This is a genomic window from Arthrobacter koreensis, from assembly GCF_035792275.1.
GTDB classification, from domain to species: domain Bacteria; phylum Actinomycetota; class Actinomycetes; order Actinomycetales; family Micrococcaceae; genus Arthrobacter_B; species Arthrobacter_B koreensis_A.
This window is the reverse complement of record NZ_JAMWKK010000006.1, coordinates 121,848-139,159: the sequence shown is the minus strand read 5'-3', so window position 1 is coordinate 139,159 and position 17,312 is coordinate 121,848. Positions and strand designations below refer to the sequence as shown.

Sequence of the window (17,312 nt, the reverse complement as noted above, 5' to 3'; positions counted from 1 at the left end):
AAAATGACCGGGGCACGCGTGCGTGCTCAGCCGTTCGAGGCTCGCGGAGCTCCGATGCCGGGGTCGATCTGGAATGGCCCGGAGGCCGACGGCCGCACATCGAAGTCGAAGATCGACGTCGGAATGTAAACCGTGGAGCAGGAGTTCGGGATGTCCACGACGCCGGAGAGCCGGCCCTCGATCGGTGCGGCGCCGAGCAGCAGATAGGCCTGCTCCGGGCTGTAGCCGAACTTGGTCAGGTAGTCGATCGCGTGCAGGCATGCCCGCTGGTAGGACAGGTGTGAGTCCAGGTAGCGCTGCTCACCCTCCAGCGTCACCGACGTTCCGGAGAACGCGATCCACTCGCTGAACTGCGGGTCCGTGGTGCCGGGCATGAAGATGGCGTTCTCGTGGACCCCGTAGGTGTCCATGCCGCCCTTGATGATCTCCACGCGCAGGTCGATGAAACCGCCCATCTCAATAGCGCCGCAGAACGTGATTTCGCCGTCGCCCTGGGAAAAGTGCAGGTCCCCCACCGAGAGGTTGGCGCCGTCCACGAACACCGGATAGAAGATCCGTGAGCCTTTGGAGAGGTTCTTGATGTCCTGGTTGCCGCCGTTTTCGCGCGGAGGGGCGGTGCGGGCGGCTTCGGAGCCGACACGGGCCCAGTCCTCCCGCGGCAGCCCGCCCAGGACCGCGTGTTCGGCTTCGGGCGGCAGCGCCAGCGGCGGTACCCGGTGCGGATCCGTGGCAATCAGGTCTCCCTCGCGCTTGTTCCACTTCGCCAGGAGCGCGGCCGACGGGGCGGTTCCCATCAGGCCGGGGTGGATCAGTCCGGTGAAGGAGACACCCGGGACGTGGCGCGAGGTGGCCGTCTGGCCGTTGAAGTCCCAGATCGCCTTGTAGGCATCAGGGAACTGGTCGGTGAGGAATCCGCCGCCGTTCTCCTTCGCGAAGATGCCGGTGTAACCCCAGCCCTGCCCGGCCAGCGGACCGGAGTCCTCCTGCGGAATGGGACCGACGTCCAGGATATCCACCACCAGCAGGTCTCCGGGCTTGGCGCCCTCTACGGCAAAGGGTCCGCTGAGTTTATGCACGTTCAGCAGAGGTGCATTGAGGATGTCCTCGGCGGAATCGTCATTGACAATGGCACCGTCAAACCATTCACGGCAGTCGACCCGGAACGACTCACCCGGCTTTACGACGGCGACCGGAGGGATTTCCGGATGCCAGCGGTTATGCCCCAGCTTTTCCTGGTCTTCGAATTTCCTGGCCGAATCGAGTGGAAACAGGTTTTTTGGCACCATTCCTCCTTGGGGAAACTGGATCACACGGTTTAGTCGGGGCGGGGAAGTTTCTGGTGCAGCGGGTTCCGTGTAATTCCCGCACCGGCCGGCCGCAGCCCGCCGGGCGAGGAAACAACAGCGGGTTCGGATGCCGTGCGCGCCGTGCTTTCAATGAGTTTGTAGGCGCTGGAGGATGACCGTGACAGGTTCGGTGCCGTGAACCGGCGGGGAGCGGGAGTCCCGCATTCGGGGCAGGGTTCAGCCTCCGGGACGCTGGCCATGGGAGCCTGGATTTCAAAGTCCGCGCAGTCCGCGCACCGGTAAGCGTAAAGCGGCATCAGGCACCTTTCCGCGGCTGGTGTTTTATGCCCGGCGAATCCACCGCCGCCGTTTTGTCGGCAGACGGTCAACAGCGCACCAAACAGGCACTGAAATCCGGCCGGCTCGATTGTTCAATACCCTAATGACCGCTTTGGATATAGGTCAATGGGTTTTATTTCCCGGGCGCAGCGCCGGCGGGGAAACAGTCTTGACACCCTTATTCCGCCGGCGCAGACTCGGGCCGTCCGGCCAACGCGGACCCGGGCGCCGACAGCTGAAGCGAGGGACTCCCATGAGCACCTATCCGGTATCCGCCGCGGGCACGCAGCGCCTGGCCGGGAGGCGGGCCGTCATCACCGCCTCCAGCCGCGGCATTGGACTGGCGATCGCCCGGCGCTTCGTGGACGAGGGGGCACGGGTAGTGATCACCGGCCGGGATCCGGCAGCGCTGCAGGAGGCAGCCGCAGGATTTCCGGAGGGGAAGGCCCTGGCCGTGTCCGGCAACGCGGCGGACCCGCTGCACCAGCGTTCGGTGCTGGACGCGGCAGCTGACGGGCTGGGCGGACTGGACGTCCTGGTGAACTGCGCCGGCACCAACCCCGCTTACGGTCCCCTGCTGGACCTGGATCTGGACGCTGCCCGGAAGATCCTGGAGACGAATGTGCTTACCGCCCTGGCCTGGGTGCAGGCAGCCTGCCGGCACCCGGCGGCGGGCTTCCGCCACAGCGGGGCATCGGTCATCAACATGTCGTCGGTGAGCGCACGGACGGCGGCCAGGGGAATCGCCTTTTACGGGATCAGCAAGGCGGCGCTGGAGCACCTCACCCGGTCCCTCGCCGTCGAGCTGGCTCCCGGCGTCCGCGTCAACGCCCTGGCTCCCGCCGTCGTAAAGACCCGCTTCTCCCAGGCCCTGTATGAGGGGCGCGAGGAGAAAGCGGCCGGGGCATACCCGCTCGGGCGGCTGGGAGTGCCGGAGGACGTCGCGGCGGGCGCCGCCTTCCTGGCCTCCGACGACGCCGCCTGGATCACCGGGCAGGTCCTGACCCTGGACGGCGGCCTGCTGGCCGGCGGCTAATGGCGGCGCTGCTGCCGGTCAGGGAACGATGACTGCACGGCCCAGCAGCTGGTTGTTCTTCAGCTTTTCATAGGCGGCCGGTGCGTCATCGAGCGAAAAGACCTCGGTGTGCACGTTGATGTGCCCGCCGCGGGCAAGGTCCAGGACTTCGAACAGCTCGGTGCGCGAACCCCAGTAGGGCGACCGCACGGAGACGTCCCAGGCAGCACCGGACACCAGCCCCACCTTCAGGGTTCCGGCTCCGGCTCCGAGCAGGACGTGGTCGCCCTGCGGGCGGACCATGGCCTGCCCCAGGTCCAGGGTCGCCTGGTTCGCCACGAAGTCGAAGACGGCGTCAACACCCAGCCCGTTGGTGAGGTCGCTGACCATGGTGGCGGCACCGGCCTCGGACGGGAAGGTGTACTGGGCACCGACGTCGCTGGCGAGGTTCAGTTTTGCTTCGTCAATGTCCAGGGCCACCACGGTGGCGCTGGTGAGGGCGCGCAGGATCTGGATGGCCACGTGTCCCAGGCCGCCCACACCAATAACGACGGCGGTGGCACCGGAGTGCAGCTTCTCCAGGGAGCCTTTGATCCCGTGATAGGGCGTCAGTCCGGCATCCGTCAGGGACACGTTCTTCACGGGATCCAGGTCACCCAGGGGCAGCAGGTGCCGCGCACTGTCCACGATCATGTATTCCGCCATGGAGCCCGGAGCACCCAGCCCGGGAGGGGCAATGCCCAGACTCGCGGCATTGCGGCAGTAGTTCTCCTGTCCCGAGGAGCATTCGTAGCAGAGCCCGCAGCCCCACGGACCGTAGACAGCCATCGACTGGCCCTCTTCGATGTACTTCACCCCGTCGCCGATCTTGTCCACGATGCCGGCTCCTTCGTGCCCGAGGGTCAGCGGCAGCCCGTAGACGTACTCCCCTTCGGGAAGGGACATGATGTATTCGTCCGAGTGGCACACTCCGGCGGCCGTGACCTTGAGCCGTACCTGTCCCGGCCCGGGCTCCGGCGTATCGATTTCCACGACTTCGGGGGCTTGGCCAATGCTGCGGTATTGAAGGGCCTTCATGGCATGCTCCTGTCTCCGCACCGGCAGATCCCGCCCGCACGGCTGGATGGATTGGCCTCTTAATCCTTGCACCGTTGGCCTGATAACACAGCCCTGAACGGCAGTGCCGGGCAGCTGGGCGGCCAGCTCAGGAAATGGCTATCCGAAGAGTGCCGCGGCCTTGGTAAGTGTCTGGAAGACCCCGTAGGCGAGGGGAATGCCGACGAGCAGCCAGCTAAAGGTCAGTTTCAGGGTGCTCATCGGGTGCCTTCCTCGAGGGTTTCGGTGGTGCCGGAGTTCCGGGCCGGGGTTTCTTCAGCGGCTTTGGGAGTTTCGCCCTTGGCCGGCTCGTGGTGTTTGGGGGCCACCGGCGTGACCAGGAGATTGGCGATGAACCCTACGATCAGCAGGCCCACCATGGTCAGCAGTGCAGGCTGGTAGGCCTGGGCCGTGAGCTCACCGGGGGTGCCCTGGGCGTCCAGGAACGAGTTGACGATCAGCGGTCCTGCGATGCCGGCGGCGGACCACGCTGTCAGCAGCCGGCCGTGGATGGCGCCCACCTGGAAGGTGCCGAACAGGTCCCGCAGATAGGCGGGAACCGTGGCGAAGCCTCCGCCGTAGAAGGAGAGGATGATGAAGGCCAGCAGGACGTAGAGGATCGTGGATGTGGAGCCGAACAGGGCCAGGAGCACGTAGCAGACGGCGCCCACGCCGAGGTAGACCATGTAGATCCGCTTGCGGCCAATCACGTCCGAGGTGGCGGACCAGACGAAACGGCCGCCCATGTTGCCGATCGAGAGCAGGCCCACGAATCCGCCGGCAACTGCCGCCGTCACCAGTGACGCGCCGTCGGGTTGGCGGGAGAAGTCCTGGATCATGGGCGCTGCCTGTTCCAGAATGCCGATTCCAGCCGTGACGTTGCAGAAGAGGACAATCCAGACCAGCCAGAACTGCCGGGTCCTGATGGCGTTCGACGCCGACACGTTGGCCGTGGTGACAAGGGGTTTGCTGGCCACGGTGGCCGGATCGAACCCCTTGGGCTTCCAGTCATCCGCAGGCACCCGGATGGTCCATGCCCCGTAGAGCATATAGACAAGGTAGACGACGCCGAGGGTCAGGAACAGCTTGCCGACGGCGTCGCCGCTGGCTACCCATCCGGGAGTGCCGGACTCCGGGTCATAAAAGGCCAGCAGCGCGGAGGAGAGCGGACTGGCGATGAGCGCGCCGCCGCCGAAGCCCATGATTGCCATGCCCGTGGCCAGGCCCGGGCGGTCGGGGAACCACTTGATCAGGGTGGAGACCGGGGAGATGTAGCCGATGCCCAGTCCAATGCCGCCCAGGAATCCGTACCCGATGTAGACCAGCCACAGCTGTCCGGTGAAGATGCCCAGGGCGCCGACCATAAACCCGCCGGACCAGAACAGGGCCGAGACGAACATGGCTTTCCGCGGACCGTTGCGGTCCACCCAGGTTCCCATCACCGCGGCGGAGAGTCCGAGCATCACGATGGCGACGGAGAAGATCACGCCGATCTGGGTGAGGCTGGCATCGAAGTACTCCACGAGGGCGGTTTTGTAGACGCTCGTGGCGTATGCCTGTCCGATGCACAGGTGAACGGCGAGGGCCGCGGGAGGTATGAGCCATCGGTTGAATCCGGGCGGGGCAATAATGCGGTCGCGGTCCAGCCAGCTCATCTTGATCTCCCAATCTCACCCAGCAAGTCATTGGCCGGCCGGTGCCGCCAGGACGGCACCGGCCTGTGCGCCCCAGCCTTGTCGATTTCCCTGCGTCAGGGGCTACCGACACGCCGTGAAACGCGGATCACATGTGGCCAGGCGCCGCAACCTACCGGCGGGTAACTAATTTTCAAAAACCCTTGCTTTGTTACCAATCAGTAAGTTAGATGTAACCGACATCACATTCCTACTGCTCGGTAACCCCGGTTCGTGACACTGCATGACACGCGGGAAATGCCCGGCAGCGCACCACGAAGGCGGAGCCCACAGGCGTTCTCCCGCCATCCAAGCGGTCTCAAGACCGAAGTTGAATCAGAAAAGGGATATTCAATGACGAGTTCCACGTCCGGCCGGTCCACTAACCGGCCGCACACCATTCTGACCGGCCTGCTGGCCGTGTTCCTGGTCTTGCTGCTGGCCTTCTTTGTGCTCTTCACCAACCAGGTAGCCAACGGCGCCACCCAGCTCTCCGAGGGGGCCGAGCGGGCATCCGCCGGTGCCGGAGACCTGAAGGAAGGCGCGGCTGCCGCGAAAGAGGGCGCAGACAAGGTGGCCGCCGGCAGCGAGAAGGTGGACACCGGGGCCCAGACCCTCGCCCAGGGCATTGGCACGGCCAAGACCGGCGCGACGTCACTGAATGACGGGGCCGCCACCCTGAACGACGGCGCTGCTGCCGCCTCCGAGGGTGCCAGCAAGCTCGCCACCGGTGCCACGAATGCCTACACCGGTGCTTCGACTCTGGCCAACGGCGCGTATTCAGCTTCCGAGGGTGCCAACAAGCTGGCCACCGGCGCGACGACCGCCCGTGAAGGTTCCGAAAAGGTTGCCGGGGGCAGCGGCCAACTGGTCGCTGGCGCCGAGCAGCTCACCGCGGGTGCCCAGCAGTTGCAGTCAGAGATGCAGCCGTTGGTTGACGGTTCAGCTCAGTTGGCTGCAGGAGCAGGGGAAGCTGCGCGGGGGATCACTGATCTGGAGACCGGAGCCTCCGGAGTGAACGGCGGTCTGTACCGCGTGTGGGCAGGAATTAATGTGCCCCAGCCCGGTCAGCCCGATAGCGTCGCGGATCAAATCGCAATAGACTACGCGGCCGGCAAGGGCGGCAGGCCTTCGGGAGCCCTCCGTCTTGAAGCTGCCGCCGACAGTCTCTCAAAGTTGGCGGCTTCTCCGCTGGCTGCGTTGCTGCCACCGGGAACCGACCTGGCTCAGAGCGCAGCTGACTTGGAACTTGCCGCCGCCAAACTCGAAGGACTGCAGCAGCTTGTCATGAGTGTCAATGCAGGTCTAAACGGTGATCCCGGCTCCCCGCAGTACACAACTTCCTTTGGCACAGTCGTCAACCAAGGAGGGATTATTTATGGTGCTGATGCGGTGGCCGGCGGTTTGACCACCCTGAACGAGAAGGCGCCCGCGCTGGCCAGCGGTGCCGAGGCGATCGCTGCCGGCGCGCCCAAGCTCCAGGCCGGTGCAGGACAGCTGGCTGCAGGCGGGGCCGAACTGATCTCCGGTGCAAAGACGCTGCAGGCGGGCGCCCAGTCCCTGACCGGGGGCCTCGTCACCCTCGAGAACGGCGCCTACACCCTCTCCGAAGGCAACGCCAAGCTCGCCAACGGTGCAGGAACCCTGACCACCGGTCTGGGAACGCTCGAAGCCGGCGCCTACTCGCTCTCCGAAGGCAACGCCAAGCTGGCAGACGGCTCCGGCCGCCTGCTCTCCGGCTCGGATTCCCTGAACGAAGGCATGGTCAAGCTGGATGACGGCGCCAAGACGCTCAAGGACGGCACCACCACGCTGAAGACCGGCGCCGCTGACCTTGCCGAGGGCAACGGCAAACTGGCCGACGGCACCGTGACCCTGGCCGACGGCAACGGTGAAATCTCCGCCGGTGCCGGCACCATGATGGAACGCACCTCAGCCATGACCCCGGGCGAGATCATTACCTCCCCCGCCATCCTGGCGGTCCTGATCCCGGTGGCGCTGCTGCTCATCCCGCTGGCCCTGCTTATCTCGGCCCGCAGCCGCCGCTCACAGCACTAGAGCGGCGCGCGGAGAAGCGCGCACCACCGACGAAGGAAAGGCCGGACACGCCCTGCACGGGCAGTGTCCGGCCTTTCTACTATCCCCGCCCGGAACCGGCGGGCTTGGTCGCTCCGGGACGCGGAACTAAAGTTCAACTATGCAGGAAAACCCGTCCCACCAGCACGCCCCGCAGGATTCCACCCCCGCTGCTCCGCCCCACGAATTCTGGGACGGGTTCTACCGCGAACGCACCCAGGTGTGGAGCGGGAAGCCCAACGCCCTGCTCGTCCGGGAGGTCGAGGGCCTGAACCCGGGCACCGCACTGGAGCTCGGCTGCGGAGAAGGCGCCGACGCCGTGTGGCTGGCCAAACAGGGCTGGGAAGTGACCGGGCTGGACATCTCGGCCGTAGCCCTGGAACGCGCCGCCGCGCACGCGGAAGAAGCCGGCGTCGGGCAGCTGGTCACGCTGGTGGAAGCCGACCTGGCTGAGTGGTCCGCGACGGACCCCGGCACGGATCCCGGCTACGATCTGGTCTGCGCCCAGTACCTGCACTCCCCCACTGAGCTTCCGCGCAACCAGATCTTGCTGCGCGCAGCTGCCGCGGTGGCACCGCGCGGCCGCCTCCTCGTCGTCGGGCACCAGGGTTTTCCGCCGTGGGGCCGGCACCCGGCCCCTGATCCCGCGCTGCCCACCGCGCCGGAGCTCGCCGCGGAACTCGGCCTGGCGGGCCGCGGCTGGATCATCGAGACTGCGGAAGCGATTCCCCGCACTGTCCGGGGCCCGGAAGGCCAGGAAGCCGTGGTGCACGACAACGTGCTGCTCGCGCGCCGGGGCGCCTAGCCCTTTCCTTTTCGAAGCATCTCCGCCACGGCAAACTCCCGCGGCAGCAGGGACAGCGCCACCACCCCGGATCTGGTCACGTGGGAGCCGGTAACCATAAATGACGACGGCGCTGCGCCGTCCTCGAACAGATGCTTTCCGGCGCCGACGACCACCGGAAAAACCAGCAGCCGGAATTCGTCCACCAGCTTGGCGTTGTAGAGGGCGCGGGCCAGCTGATAGCTCCCGTGCACCTGGAGCTCACCGTGGCCCTGCGCCTTCAGCGCGGCGACAGTGCGCACCACATCACCGGAAATGACCTCCGTGTTGTGCCAGGTCGGCTCGATAATTGTGCTGGAGACGACGTACTTCGGCAGGTGGTTCCATGACTCAGCCACAACATCCGACGGGTCGGTGACCAGTTCCCAGTAGGGCTGCATCATCTCGTACGTGTGCCGGCCCAGCAGCAGTGCGTCCGCCTGCCTGATCCACCCGGAGACCAGCCGGTCCATCTCCTCGTCCGCGAGCGGAACCAGCCACCCCCCGCGGTCGAACCCGTTGGACGGGTCCTCATCGAGGCCGCCCGGGCCCTGCATGACGCCGTCGATGCTCAGGAAGGTATTTACGGTCAGCCGCATGGCGGGCACCTCCGGACTCCAGCACGCTGTTCGCCGCGACGCGCGGTTATCCTCAGGCTCGGTCAGCGTGCCGCGGCAGTCAAGGGTAGGTCAGGCAGCCCAGGCGTGCGGCGCCGGACGGCGGGTGCCGGGCAGCGCCACATTTGCCCGCCAGTCCGCAATCCACTCCGGCAGCACCAGGTCCTCCGGCGGGCGGCGGCCCACGGCGTCGAAGATTTCCTCGTTGGTGACCGGACCCTTCCTGGAGAGCATCCGGGTGGCGATGAAGGCACTGGCGTAAATCTCCCCGTCCACCACCATGCGCTGCTCAAAGTAGATGGCGCGGTCGTCGAAGCCGATGATCCTGGTCTCGATGCTGTAGCGCTGCCAGGGCTCGAGCGACTTGCGGAAGCTGATGGTCTCGTTGCTGATGACCGGCCCCCAACCCTTGCTGCGCATCAGCTTCCAGAAACCGCTGCGGATCATCAGGTCGAACCGGCCCAGGTCCATCAGGGAAAGGTACATGCCGTTGTTGACATGGTTCGCGAAGTCCAGGTCGGTGGGCAGCACCCGCATGGGCAGCGACGAGGTCTCGAACAGGTCCAGCTTGGGACGGCGTCGGCGCGCGGTCAGGAGCAGCAGCAGGGTGCGGAAGATCAGGTGCATGCCGTCATATTACCCACGAGTAACATAGGTGCGCGCCAACCCGCGCTGCGTTTCTGCAGCCGGCGGATCGAATACGGGCCGCTACTCGTTACACGGCGGCCGCTGAGGTGTTATGAATCTGCGCATGAGTGAGCAATTTCAGGTAGGCGACCGGGTGCGGTGGAACTCGCGCACGGGTGCCGTTACCGGTGAAGTGACCGAAGTCCACACCACCGATTTCGAGTTCATGGGCCGGCGCCGGCTGTGTTCGGAAGATGACCCGCAGTACAAGGTGCGCAGCGATGCCACCGCCCTGCACGCCGTCCACCGGGCCGATGCGCTGAGGCGCCTGGGCCAGTAGCCCCTGCGCAAAACGACGGCGGCGGCCTCCCCGCCCGGGAAACCGCCGCCGTCGTTATGCTTGCGCGTGCCTAGGCGCGCGTTCCCGTCTTAGCACGGAGCTTGGCCAGGACGTGCTCCTCCGCATCCGGGCCGGCCTTGATGCCGCCGGGAACCCGGAAGAAGAAGATCAGGCCAATGACCCACCAGGCGCCGAAGAGCAGCCAGGGTTCAATCCCCAGCTCGGCGGGCATGCCGGGCATGTAGAGGCTGAACAGGGCGGTGCCCAGGATGGCAGCGGCTATGCCGATCACAATGCCGCCCTTGCCCTTGCCGCCGACGCGCAGCGGCCGGTCCATCTGCGGTTCGCGGCGGCGCAGGATCAGGAATGACACGGCGACCAGGGTGTAGGCGAGCACGATGCTGGGCGCGCCGGAGTCCACCAGCCAGCCGAGCATTTCGGCTCCGCCGAACGGTGCCAGCACGCTGAGGCCGCCGATGAACAGCAGGGCATTGTGCGGTGTGTGGTACTTCGGGTGCAGGCGGCCGAACCACGCCGGCAGCATGCCGGAGCGGGCCAGCGAGTACATCAGGCGCGAGGCACCCATCAGCAGCGAGTTCCAGGAGGTCAGGATGCCGGCGATGCCGCCCGCGATCAGGATCTTGGCCATGAAGTCGGAACCGAACATGGCGCCCACGGCGTCTGCGGTGGCGATGTCGGTACCGGCCAGCTTCGAGGCAGGCATGGCGGAGGACGTGGTGAGGATGACCATCACGTACCAGATGGTCGCCAGGATGACCGAGACGACAACAAGCCGGCCGATCTGCCGGGCCGGAATGTTCACTTCCTCGGCGGACTGCGGAATCACGTCGAAGCCGATGAAGAGGAACGGCACCACAACAAGCACGGCGAAGAAGCCGGTCATGCCCCCGGTGAACCAGGGATCCATGTTGGCGGCGCTGCCGCCGGTGAAGGACCCGAAGATCATTACGACGCCGATCGCCAGCAGGAACAGCACCACGAAGGTCTGCACGATGCCGGCTTCCTTGACGCCGCGGATGTTGATCCAGGTAATGACGACGGCGGCAATGGCGCCTACCAGGGCCCAGGTCAGGTGGACCTCGAACCCGGCAACGGTCCAGAGCGGAATCTGGCTGAGGTCCGGGAAGATGTACTGCACCGTCCGGGGCAGGGCGACGGCTTCGAACGCCACGATCGTGACATAGCCGCCGATGATCGCCCAGGAGCCAATGAAGGACGTGCGCGGACCCATGGCCCGCATGATGTAGTTGTGTTCACCGCCGGCCTTGGGCATTGCGGCGCACAGTTCGGCGTAGGTCAGGCCCACGATCGCCATGATGACGCCGCCGGTCAGCATCGCGAGGATCGCCCCGCCGGTGCCGGCGCTGGAGAGCCAGTCCCCCGTGAGCACGACCCAGCCGAAGCCGATCATGGCGCCGAACCCCAGTGCCAGCACGTCTATGCGGCCCAGGACCTTCTTGAGTGAGGGTTCGGTTCCGGTTTCTGCTGCGGACACGCCGACACCCCCTTTCTGTAGAGCTGTGCCGCATGGGCACCGAAATAAAATTGCCCACTCACGCTACTGGTGCGGTACGGGCATTCCTAATGTTTCGCTCAGTTTTGGGCTGGTCCCGTGAAGCGCTATGCGTCTTCTAGCCTGCGAGGAAGCCGGGTCAGTCCACCGTGTAGATCTCCAGTCGCACCTCATCGGGAAGCCGGACGCCGGTGCCGATCAGGATGCGGCTGGAGAGCCAGGCCCACGCGCCGCCGTCGGGCGCTTCGATCTTTGGGGTGCACCGGAAGTAGATTCGCTCCGGCGCCACAGGCTCACCGCGCAGCAGCGCGGCGATATCCTCCTCGCTGCCCGAGCGCAGTCCGAAGTTGTTCACATAGAGGCGTTCGCCGTCGTCAGTTTCGATCGCGTATTTGGCTTCCAGCTCAGTCAGCGTGGAGGTCCGGAGAAGCTGGAAATCCGCGCCGGCGGGAAGCACAGTGCCGCGCAGCGCAGGTCCTTCGACCTTTCCGCCCAGGATGGGAATGATCCGCCGGAGGCCGGCGGACGTGCGGCCAACCTCAATGGGCTCGCCCACAAGGACCGAAACAGTTGCCAGATATGTAATAGCGGGAGGTGCTGGAGACATGTGCATGAGGCTATCGCCTGCAGCAACCGCGGCGCGATGACTGTTTTTCCGGCATCAGAGGCCGGTTTTATACCGTTGACCTTCTCAACTATTGCTCTGATAGTTGGTCCATGGATGCCTGCCGGCGGCAGGCGCAGACCCACGCTGCAACGGAGGAGCAATGAGTCCCACGGTTACGAACACCGGAGCATCCGGAGTCAGCACCGGCAAGCGGCGGCGCGATCTTGTTGCCGTCAATATCGGCAACACCCTTGAATGGTTCGACTGGAATATCTACGCGATCTTCGCGCCTTTCTTCGCAGCCCAGTTTTTCAAAACGGACAATCCGGTTTCAGCGCTTCTCTCTACGCTGGCCATTTTTGCGGTCGGATTCCTCATGCGCCCGATCGGCGGCTGGCTTTTCGGACGGATCGCCGACGAAAAGGGACGGCGTTTTAGCCTGACGCTGGCCATCGCCCTGGCGGCCTTGGGCAGCCTGGTGATTGCAGTGGCGCCGAACTTCGACGCCATCGGGGTCTTTGCCTCAATCCTCCTTCTCCTGGCACGCCTGGTTCAGGGGCTTTCCCACGGAGGTGAAACCGGATCCGCCTTCACCTACCTCGCCGAAGTGGCCCCGGAAGGGCGGCGCGGGCTGTGGGCTTCCAGCCCGTGGATCGGAGTGGGTGTCGGGTCGATGCTGGCCACCGGACTGGGCGCTGTCCTGACCGCAGTGCTTTCCGAAGAGGACATGGCCAGCTATGGATGGCGTATTCCCTTCGCGATCGGCGCAGTGCTGGGGCTCTACGCCATCTATATCCGGCGCACCATGACCGAGTCCTCCGTCTATGAGGCCAACGCCGCAGCCAAGTCCGACCACCAGACGGGGATCCGCTGGACCCTGCGTCAGCTCGCCGTCAACCGCCGCGGAACCCTGCAGATCGTTGGACTGACAATCAGCGGCGTAGTGGCCTTCTACACCTGGTTCATCTTCGCTCCCGGTTATGCCGTGTCAGTGCACGGCATGAACCCCACATCAGCTTTGGTCGCCGGCCTCTGCGGCCAGGCGGTCTTCCTGCTCGCAATTCCACTGATGGGCGCGGCCTCGGACCGCTGGGGACGCCGTCCGGTCCTGCTGGTGTTCAGTATCGGCTTCTTCCTCGCGGCCATTCCGCTTGAATTCGGACTGGGCTCGAGTCCCTTCTCATTGTTCGGAACCGTTGCGCTGGCATCCATCCTGCTGGCCGCGAACTGCGCACCGCTCGGAGCCGTATTCGCGGAACTTGTTCCCACCCGGCTGCGGGCAACACTGATCGGCATTGCCTACGCGACCTCGGGCGCCGTCTTCGGGGGCACCGCACCGTACCTCAATACCTGGCTCTCGAGCATAGGACTGCATGTGATATTTGTTGTCTACATCATGGTCCTGTGCGCCGTCAGTACGGTGGTCATCGTGACCATGCCCGAGACCCGGAACCGCCGCCTGGACTAGACCCTGGTCCCGGAAGTGCCGCCGGGACCCAGCTTCCAGGCGGTACCGATGAGCCATTTCACCCTGCGCCAGCTGCGCTACTTCTGTGCCATCGCTTCCACCGGGAGCATCAGCGCTGCTGCCGCGAGGGAACATGTCTCGCGGTCGGCCATGGCTGCCGCGCTGGATGAGCTGGAGCGGGTCCTGAAGTCCCAGCTGTGCACCCGGCACAAGTCACACGGCGTGATACTGACGGCCAGCGGACAGTACGTGTTTGAGCAGGCACTGTCCCTGCTGCGGTCGGCGGAGAACCTGGAGGCGGCTGCCGGTGCACGGGAGCTCGCGGGACCACTCGCCGTCGGCTGCTACCCGTCACTGGCACCCACGATCCTCCCGCAGCTGGTGAAACTGTTCGAGCGTCTGCACCCGGACGTGGAACTGAGCATTCATCCCACCGACCAGGAGACCCTGCTGCAGCAGCTGAAGGCCGGGGACCTGGAACTCGCCATCATGTACAACATGCACCTGGACCGCAGGGTGGAGACAGCCCGGCTGTATGACACCGCGATGCACGTGATCCTCGCGGCCGGACACCCCCTCGCTGAAAACGAGGTGGTCCGGGCAAAGGATCTTGAGAACGAACCGATGATCCTCCTCGATGCCCCGCCCAGCGCCGATGACATCCTCTCCTACTTCACTGCCCAGGGCCTCTCACCCACGATTCGGCACCGGACCCGGCACTTCGAACTGGCCCGTTCACTGGTTGCCCAGGGACTTGGGTATTCACTGTTCATTCAGCGTCCGCGGAATCCATCCAGCTACGAAGGCCTGCCGGTACTCGCCCGCGCACTGGACCCCCAGCCGCACCTGGAGCGCGTGTCCGTAGTCTGGCCCACCGGCCGCACACTGTCTGCGAAAGCCCGGCGCTTCATCGAGCTCGCACAGCAAAACGTCGACTCCTACGCTCCGGAAGCCCTGTATCCCAGCCACAGCTGACGCTGGGTCCCGCAGGCTAGGTCAGCCGGTTGAACGCCAGCTGGGCCAGAGCCGCGGCCTGGTCGGCCAGCACTGAGTCGTCGAAGAGCACCCGCGGGGAATGGTTCCACGCAGCAGTCTCCGGATCCACGTCGGGCGGAGTAGCACCCAGGAACAGGAAAGCGCCGGGGATTTTCTGCAGTACCAGGGAGAAATCCTCGGAACCCATCAGGGGGTCGCGGGACTGGATGACGCGTTCCTCGCCGAAGAGTTCCCTCAGCTCCCGGATCGCTTCGAAGGTCCGGGACGGATCGTTCTCGGTCATCGGATACAGGATCTCGAAGCTGACTTCCGCGGTGCAGCCGTGGGCAGCGGCAATGCCGTCCGCGAGCGCCTTGGTCTCCACAATCAGCCGGTCCACGGATTCGGCGGAAAGCGTGCGGACGCTGGCACCGAGGCGGGCCGTGTCCGGAATGACATTGATGGCACGTCCGGCTTCGAGCTGGGTGACGGTCAGGACGATCGGATCAAAGACGGAGAACTTGCGGGTCGCCATCACCTGCAGTGCAGCGGCGATTTCAACCAGGGCCGGCACCGGGTCAAGGGCGTTGTGCGGCTGGGAGCCGTGTCCCCCGGAGCCGTGCACCGTGATCCGCAGCTCGTTGGCTCCGGCCATCAGGGTTCCCGGCCGGGTCCGGAAGACACCCAGCGGACCGGGCCGGACGTGCACACCGTACGCGGCAACAGGCTTTTCCCCTGCCGCCTCCAGCACGCCCTCCTCGATCATCAGCCCTGCACCGCCGTCGCCCTCTTCCCCGGGCTGGAACATAAAGATCACGTTCCCGGAAATGTCCCGCTGCTGTGCCGCAAGCAGCCGCGCGGCTCCGACCAGGCCGGCAACGTGCAGGTCGTGGCCGCAGGCATGCATCGCCCCGTTGGTGGAGGCGTATTCAAGGTCCGTGAGTTCCTCCACCGGCAGGGCGTCCATGTCTCCGCGCAGCAGGACCGAGGGCCCGTCCTCGCCGCCGCGCAGCACAGCCGTCACCGAGCTGAGCGCCTTGCCCGTGGTGATCTCCAGCCCCAGCCCGTCCAGCGCATCCAGGATCTTCTCCTGGGTCCGCGGCAGGTGCAGGCCAACCTCGGGATGACGGTGGATATCCCGGCGCAGGGACACCAATTCCGGCAGCAGGTCCTGGCCCTCAGCAGCAAACATCCTCATCCTCACGGTTTATCCAGCACAGCGGTGAAGGGACTTCGGTCCCTGCGTGGAAGTAAACCACCCCGCGCACACAAAGGCACTTGTCACAGGCCCGGAACCGAAGCCACTCCGCCAATTCGCAGCCTCCCGGCCTCCATCCTGCGGCGGATCCATCCGCAGCGGGTACGGACCTAGACTGTTGGCCATGATCGAAACGCAGCCGCCTGGAACGGACACAGCCGGCCCGGCTTCGCAGGAGCAGGCAACGACGGCGTCCGGAGACACCCGCGGCGGCCTCGCCGGGCGTATCCGGAAGCTCCGGCTCAGCCTCCCGTGGCACTCCGAGGACGACTGGGAACGCCCGGCCCCCGGGCCGGACGGGTACCGACGCGACGTCATCGGCGTCGCCGTCGCCCTGCTTCTCAGCGCCGTGATGCTGGAGTTCATGCGCGGGTTCGCTTTCGGCGGGGAAGACTCCGCCAATGCGTGGGTGCAGCATCTGGTGCAGGCGTCCATCTTCGTGATCCTGCTCTTCCGCCGCCGTTTCCCCATCGCCACGATGCTGCTCGGTTCCACTGCGTTCATCGTCGTAGGCGTCACGTTCCCGCCAATCAGCCAGACACTCGGTTTCCAGGCCGCCTACTTCGCTTCCCTCTACAGTGCCGCCGCCTGGGCACGCAACCGCCGCGTACTGTGGCTCGCGGTCACGGTGGTAGTCACCGCAATGTTCCTGTGGATCGTCCTGGGCTTCACGCTTTCCAACAGCTATGACGAAATCCTGAAAACGTTCAGCCTCGATTCCAATGAGCCCATGGGCCTCTTCCCGCCCGTGACCTCCTACGTGCTGTACTCGTTTATGCTCAACGCCGCGTACTTCGGCGGGGCGCTGATGTTCGGCATGAACTCCTGGCGCAGTGCCCACCAGCGCGAGCAGCTCGCCGAACAGGCCGTCCAGCTCGAAGCCCAGGCCGCTGACCTGGCCCGCAAGGCCGTCATTGAGGAGCGGCTGCGCATCGCCCGGGAACTGCACGACGTCGTGGCTCACCACATCTCGGTGATCGGCATCCAGGCCGGCGCTGCCCGCCGGGTCCTGGAAAAGAAGCCCGACGCCGCCGCCGGGGCGCTGCAGACCATTGAAGCTTCCAGCCGCGATGCCGTCGCGGAAATGCGTTCACTGCTAGGCGTCCTGCGCTCTTCCGATGCCGAAACGGACGGACCGGTCCAGCGCCAGCCGGAACCCGGGCTGGACGAGATTCCCCAGCTCCTGGAGGACTACCGCCACAACGGCCTGGACGTGAAGTTCCACCGCGCCGAGCACGAACCAGGCGTGCTGGAGAACCTCTCCGCACCGCTCGCGCTCTCCGTCTACCGCACCATCCAGGAATCCCTGGCGAACATCCGGCGCCATTCCACCGCCGGCAGCGCCGTCGTTGCCCTGCGCAGCGGGAGCACACCGGCAGGTCCTGATTCACCGGCCCTGCGCTGGGTGGAAGTTGAGACGGTCGACGACGGCCGTCCGCGCCAGGGCACGGGCGGCACCGGTTACGGGCTGCGCGGCATCCGCGAACGGGCGGCCCTGCACGGCGGGATTACTGACATTGGCCCGCGCGACGGCGGCGGGTGGCGGGTGCGCGTGCGCTTTACGCTGCGCTGACACCTG

17 protein-coding genes are annotated in these 17,312 nt (G+C 65.7%); 7 read left to right on the top strand and 10 right to left on the bottom strand.

Annotated elements, in window-relative coordinates; translation table 11 throughout:
- Window positions 1–26: 26 nt before the first annotated feature.
- Both fmdA and NGB94_RS08340 read right to left on the bottom strand, forming a co-directional pair.
- Window positions 27–1,283, bottom strand: coding sequence for a formamidase (gene fmdA, locus NGB94_RS08345; RefSeq protein WP_325790197.1), 1,257 nt, complete (start codon window positions 1,281–1,283; stop codon window positions 27–29).
- Window positions 1,284–1,315: 32 nt separating this feature from the next.
- Window positions 1,316–1,603, bottom strand: coding sequence for a zinc ribbon domain-containing protein (locus NGB94_RS08340; RefSeq protein WP_325790157.1), 288 nt, complete (start codon window positions 1,601–1,603; stop codon window positions 1,316–1,318).
- Between the two features lie 275 nt (window positions 1,604–1,878).
- Between NGB94_RS08340 and NGB94_RS08335 the strand changes: the two genes are divergently transcribed.
- Entirely contained in the window at window positions 1,879–2,661 is a 783-nt protein-coding gene (locus NGB94_RS08335) for an SDR family oxidoreductase (RefSeq protein ID WP_325790156.1), read from the top strand.
- A gap of 18 nt (window positions 2,662–2,679) precedes the next feature.
- Here the strand turns inward: NGB94_RS08335 and NGB94_RS08330 are convergent, their stop codons facing one another.
- From NGB94_RS08330 to NGB94_RS08325, 3 genes are all read right to left on the bottom strand, one after another.
- Complete coding sequence (locus tag NGB94_RS08330; protein ID WP_325790155.1) at window positions 2,680–3,717, bottom strand: NAD(P)-dependent alcohol dehydrogenase; 1,038 nt, start codon at window positions 3,715–3,717, stop codon at window positions 2,680–2,682.
- A gap of 138 nt (window positions 3,718–3,855) precedes the next feature.
- Window positions 3,856–3,957, bottom strand: a complete 102-nt coding sequence (locus tag NGB94_RS16785) for an MFS transporter small subunit (protein ID WP_194783038.1) — start codon at window positions 3,955–3,957, stop codon at window positions 3,856–3,858.
- Entirely contained in the window at window positions 3,954–5,390 is a 1,437-nt protein-coding gene (locus tag NGB94_RS08325; protein ID WP_325790154.1) for an OFA family MFS transporter, read from the bottom strand. Before NGB94_RS08325 ends, NGB94_RS16785 begins: the two co-directional genes overlap by 4 nt.
- A gap of 372 nt (window positions 5,391–5,762) precedes the next feature.
- On the opposite strand from NGB94_RS08325, the gene NGB94_RS08320 reads away from it, so the two are divergent.
- A complete protein-coding gene (locus tag NGB94_RS08320) occupies window positions 5,763–7,466 on the top strand; it encodes a hypothetical protein (RefSeq protein ID WP_325790153.1) in 1,704 nt (567 codons plus the stop codon).
- 139 nt (window positions 7,467–7,605) lie between these two features.
- Complete coding sequence (locus tag NGB94_RS08315; RefSeq protein ID WP_325790152.1) at window positions 7,606–8,289, top strand: class I SAM-dependent methyltransferase; 684 nt, start codon at window positions 7,606–7,608, stop codon at window positions 8,287–8,289.
- Here NGB94_RS08315 and NGB94_RS08310 read toward each other — a convergent pair.
- On the bottom strand, window positions 8,286–8,906 hold the full coding sequence (locus NGB94_RS08310) for a dihydrofolate reductase family protein (protein ID WP_325790151.1): 621 nt from the start codon (window positions 8,904–8,906) through the stop codon (window positions 8,286–8,288). The two genes, NGB94_RS08315 and NGB94_RS08310, sit on opposite strands and share 4 nt — an antisense overlap.
- Before the next feature lie 90 nt (window positions 8,907–8,996).
- The gene (locus NGB94_RS08305; protein ID WP_325790150.1) at window positions 8,997–9,551 is read right to left on the bottom strand and encodes a thioesterase family protein; all 555 of its coding nucleotides are present in this window, start codon (window positions 9,549–9,551) and stop codon (window positions 8,997–8,999) included.
- Window positions 9,552–9,675: 124 nt separating this feature from the next.
- On the opposite strand from NGB94_RS08305, the gene NGB94_RS08300 reads away from it, so the two are divergent.
- Window positions 9,676–9,891 carry a DUF2945 domain-containing protein gene (locus tag NGB94_RS08300; protein ID WP_325790149.1) on the top strand — a complete coding sequence of 72 codons (216 nt, stop codon included), beginning with the start codon at window positions 9,676–9,678 and terminating at the stop codon, window positions 9,889–9,891.
- Window positions 9,892–9,961: 70 nt separating this feature from the next.
- Here NGB94_RS08300 and NGB94_RS08295 read toward each other — a convergent pair whose 3' ends face one another.
- Both NGB94_RS08295 and NGB94_RS08290 read right to left on the bottom strand, forming a co-directional pair.
- Window positions 9,962–11,407: an APC family permease gene (locus NGB94_RS08295; RefSeq protein ID WP_325790148.1), complete on the bottom strand. Its 1,446-nt coding sequence runs from the start codon at window positions 11,405–11,407 to the stop codon at window positions 9,962–9,964.
- A 157-nt stretch (window positions 11,408–11,564) separates the two neighbouring features.
- Window positions 11,565–12,032, bottom strand: a complete 468-nt coding sequence (locus NGB94_RS08290) for a DUF3237 domain-containing protein (protein ID WP_325790147.1) — start codon at window positions 12,030–12,032, stop codon at window positions 11,565–11,567.
- Between the two features lie 160 nt (window positions 12,033–12,192).
- Here NGB94_RS08290 and NGB94_RS08285 point away from each other — a divergent pair, with 160 nt between their 5' ends.
- Window positions 12,193–13,500, top strand: coding sequence for an MFS transporter (locus NGB94_RS08285; RefSeq protein ID WP_325790146.1), 1,308 nt, complete (start codon window positions 12,193–12,195; stop codon window positions 13,498–13,500).
- Window positions 13,501–13,548: 48 nt separating this feature from the next.
- Window positions 13,549–14,475: a LysR substrate-binding domain-containing protein gene (locus NGB94_RS08280; RefSeq protein ID WP_325790145.1), complete on the top strand. Its 927-nt coding sequence runs from the start codon at window positions 13,549–13,551 to the stop codon at window positions 14,473–14,475.
- Window positions 14,476–14,491: 16 nt separating this feature from the next.
- Here NGB94_RS08280 and NGB94_RS08275 read toward each other — a convergent pair whose 3' ends face one another.
- A complete protein-coding gene (locus tag NGB94_RS08275; RefSeq protein ID WP_325790144.1) occupies window positions 14,492–15,673 on the bottom strand; it encodes a M20 family metallopeptidase in 1,182 nt (393 codons plus the stop codon).
- Window positions 15,674–15,857: 184 nt separating this feature from the next.
- Here NGB94_RS08275 and NGB94_RS08270 point away from each other — a divergent pair, with 184 nt between their 5' ends.
- Window positions 15,858–17,306, top strand: coding sequence for a sensor histidine kinase (locus tag NGB94_RS08270; protein ID WP_325790143.1), 1,449 nt, complete (start codon window positions 15,858–15,860; stop codon window positions 17,304–17,306).
- Window positions 17,307–17,312 lie beyond the last annotated feature (6 nt).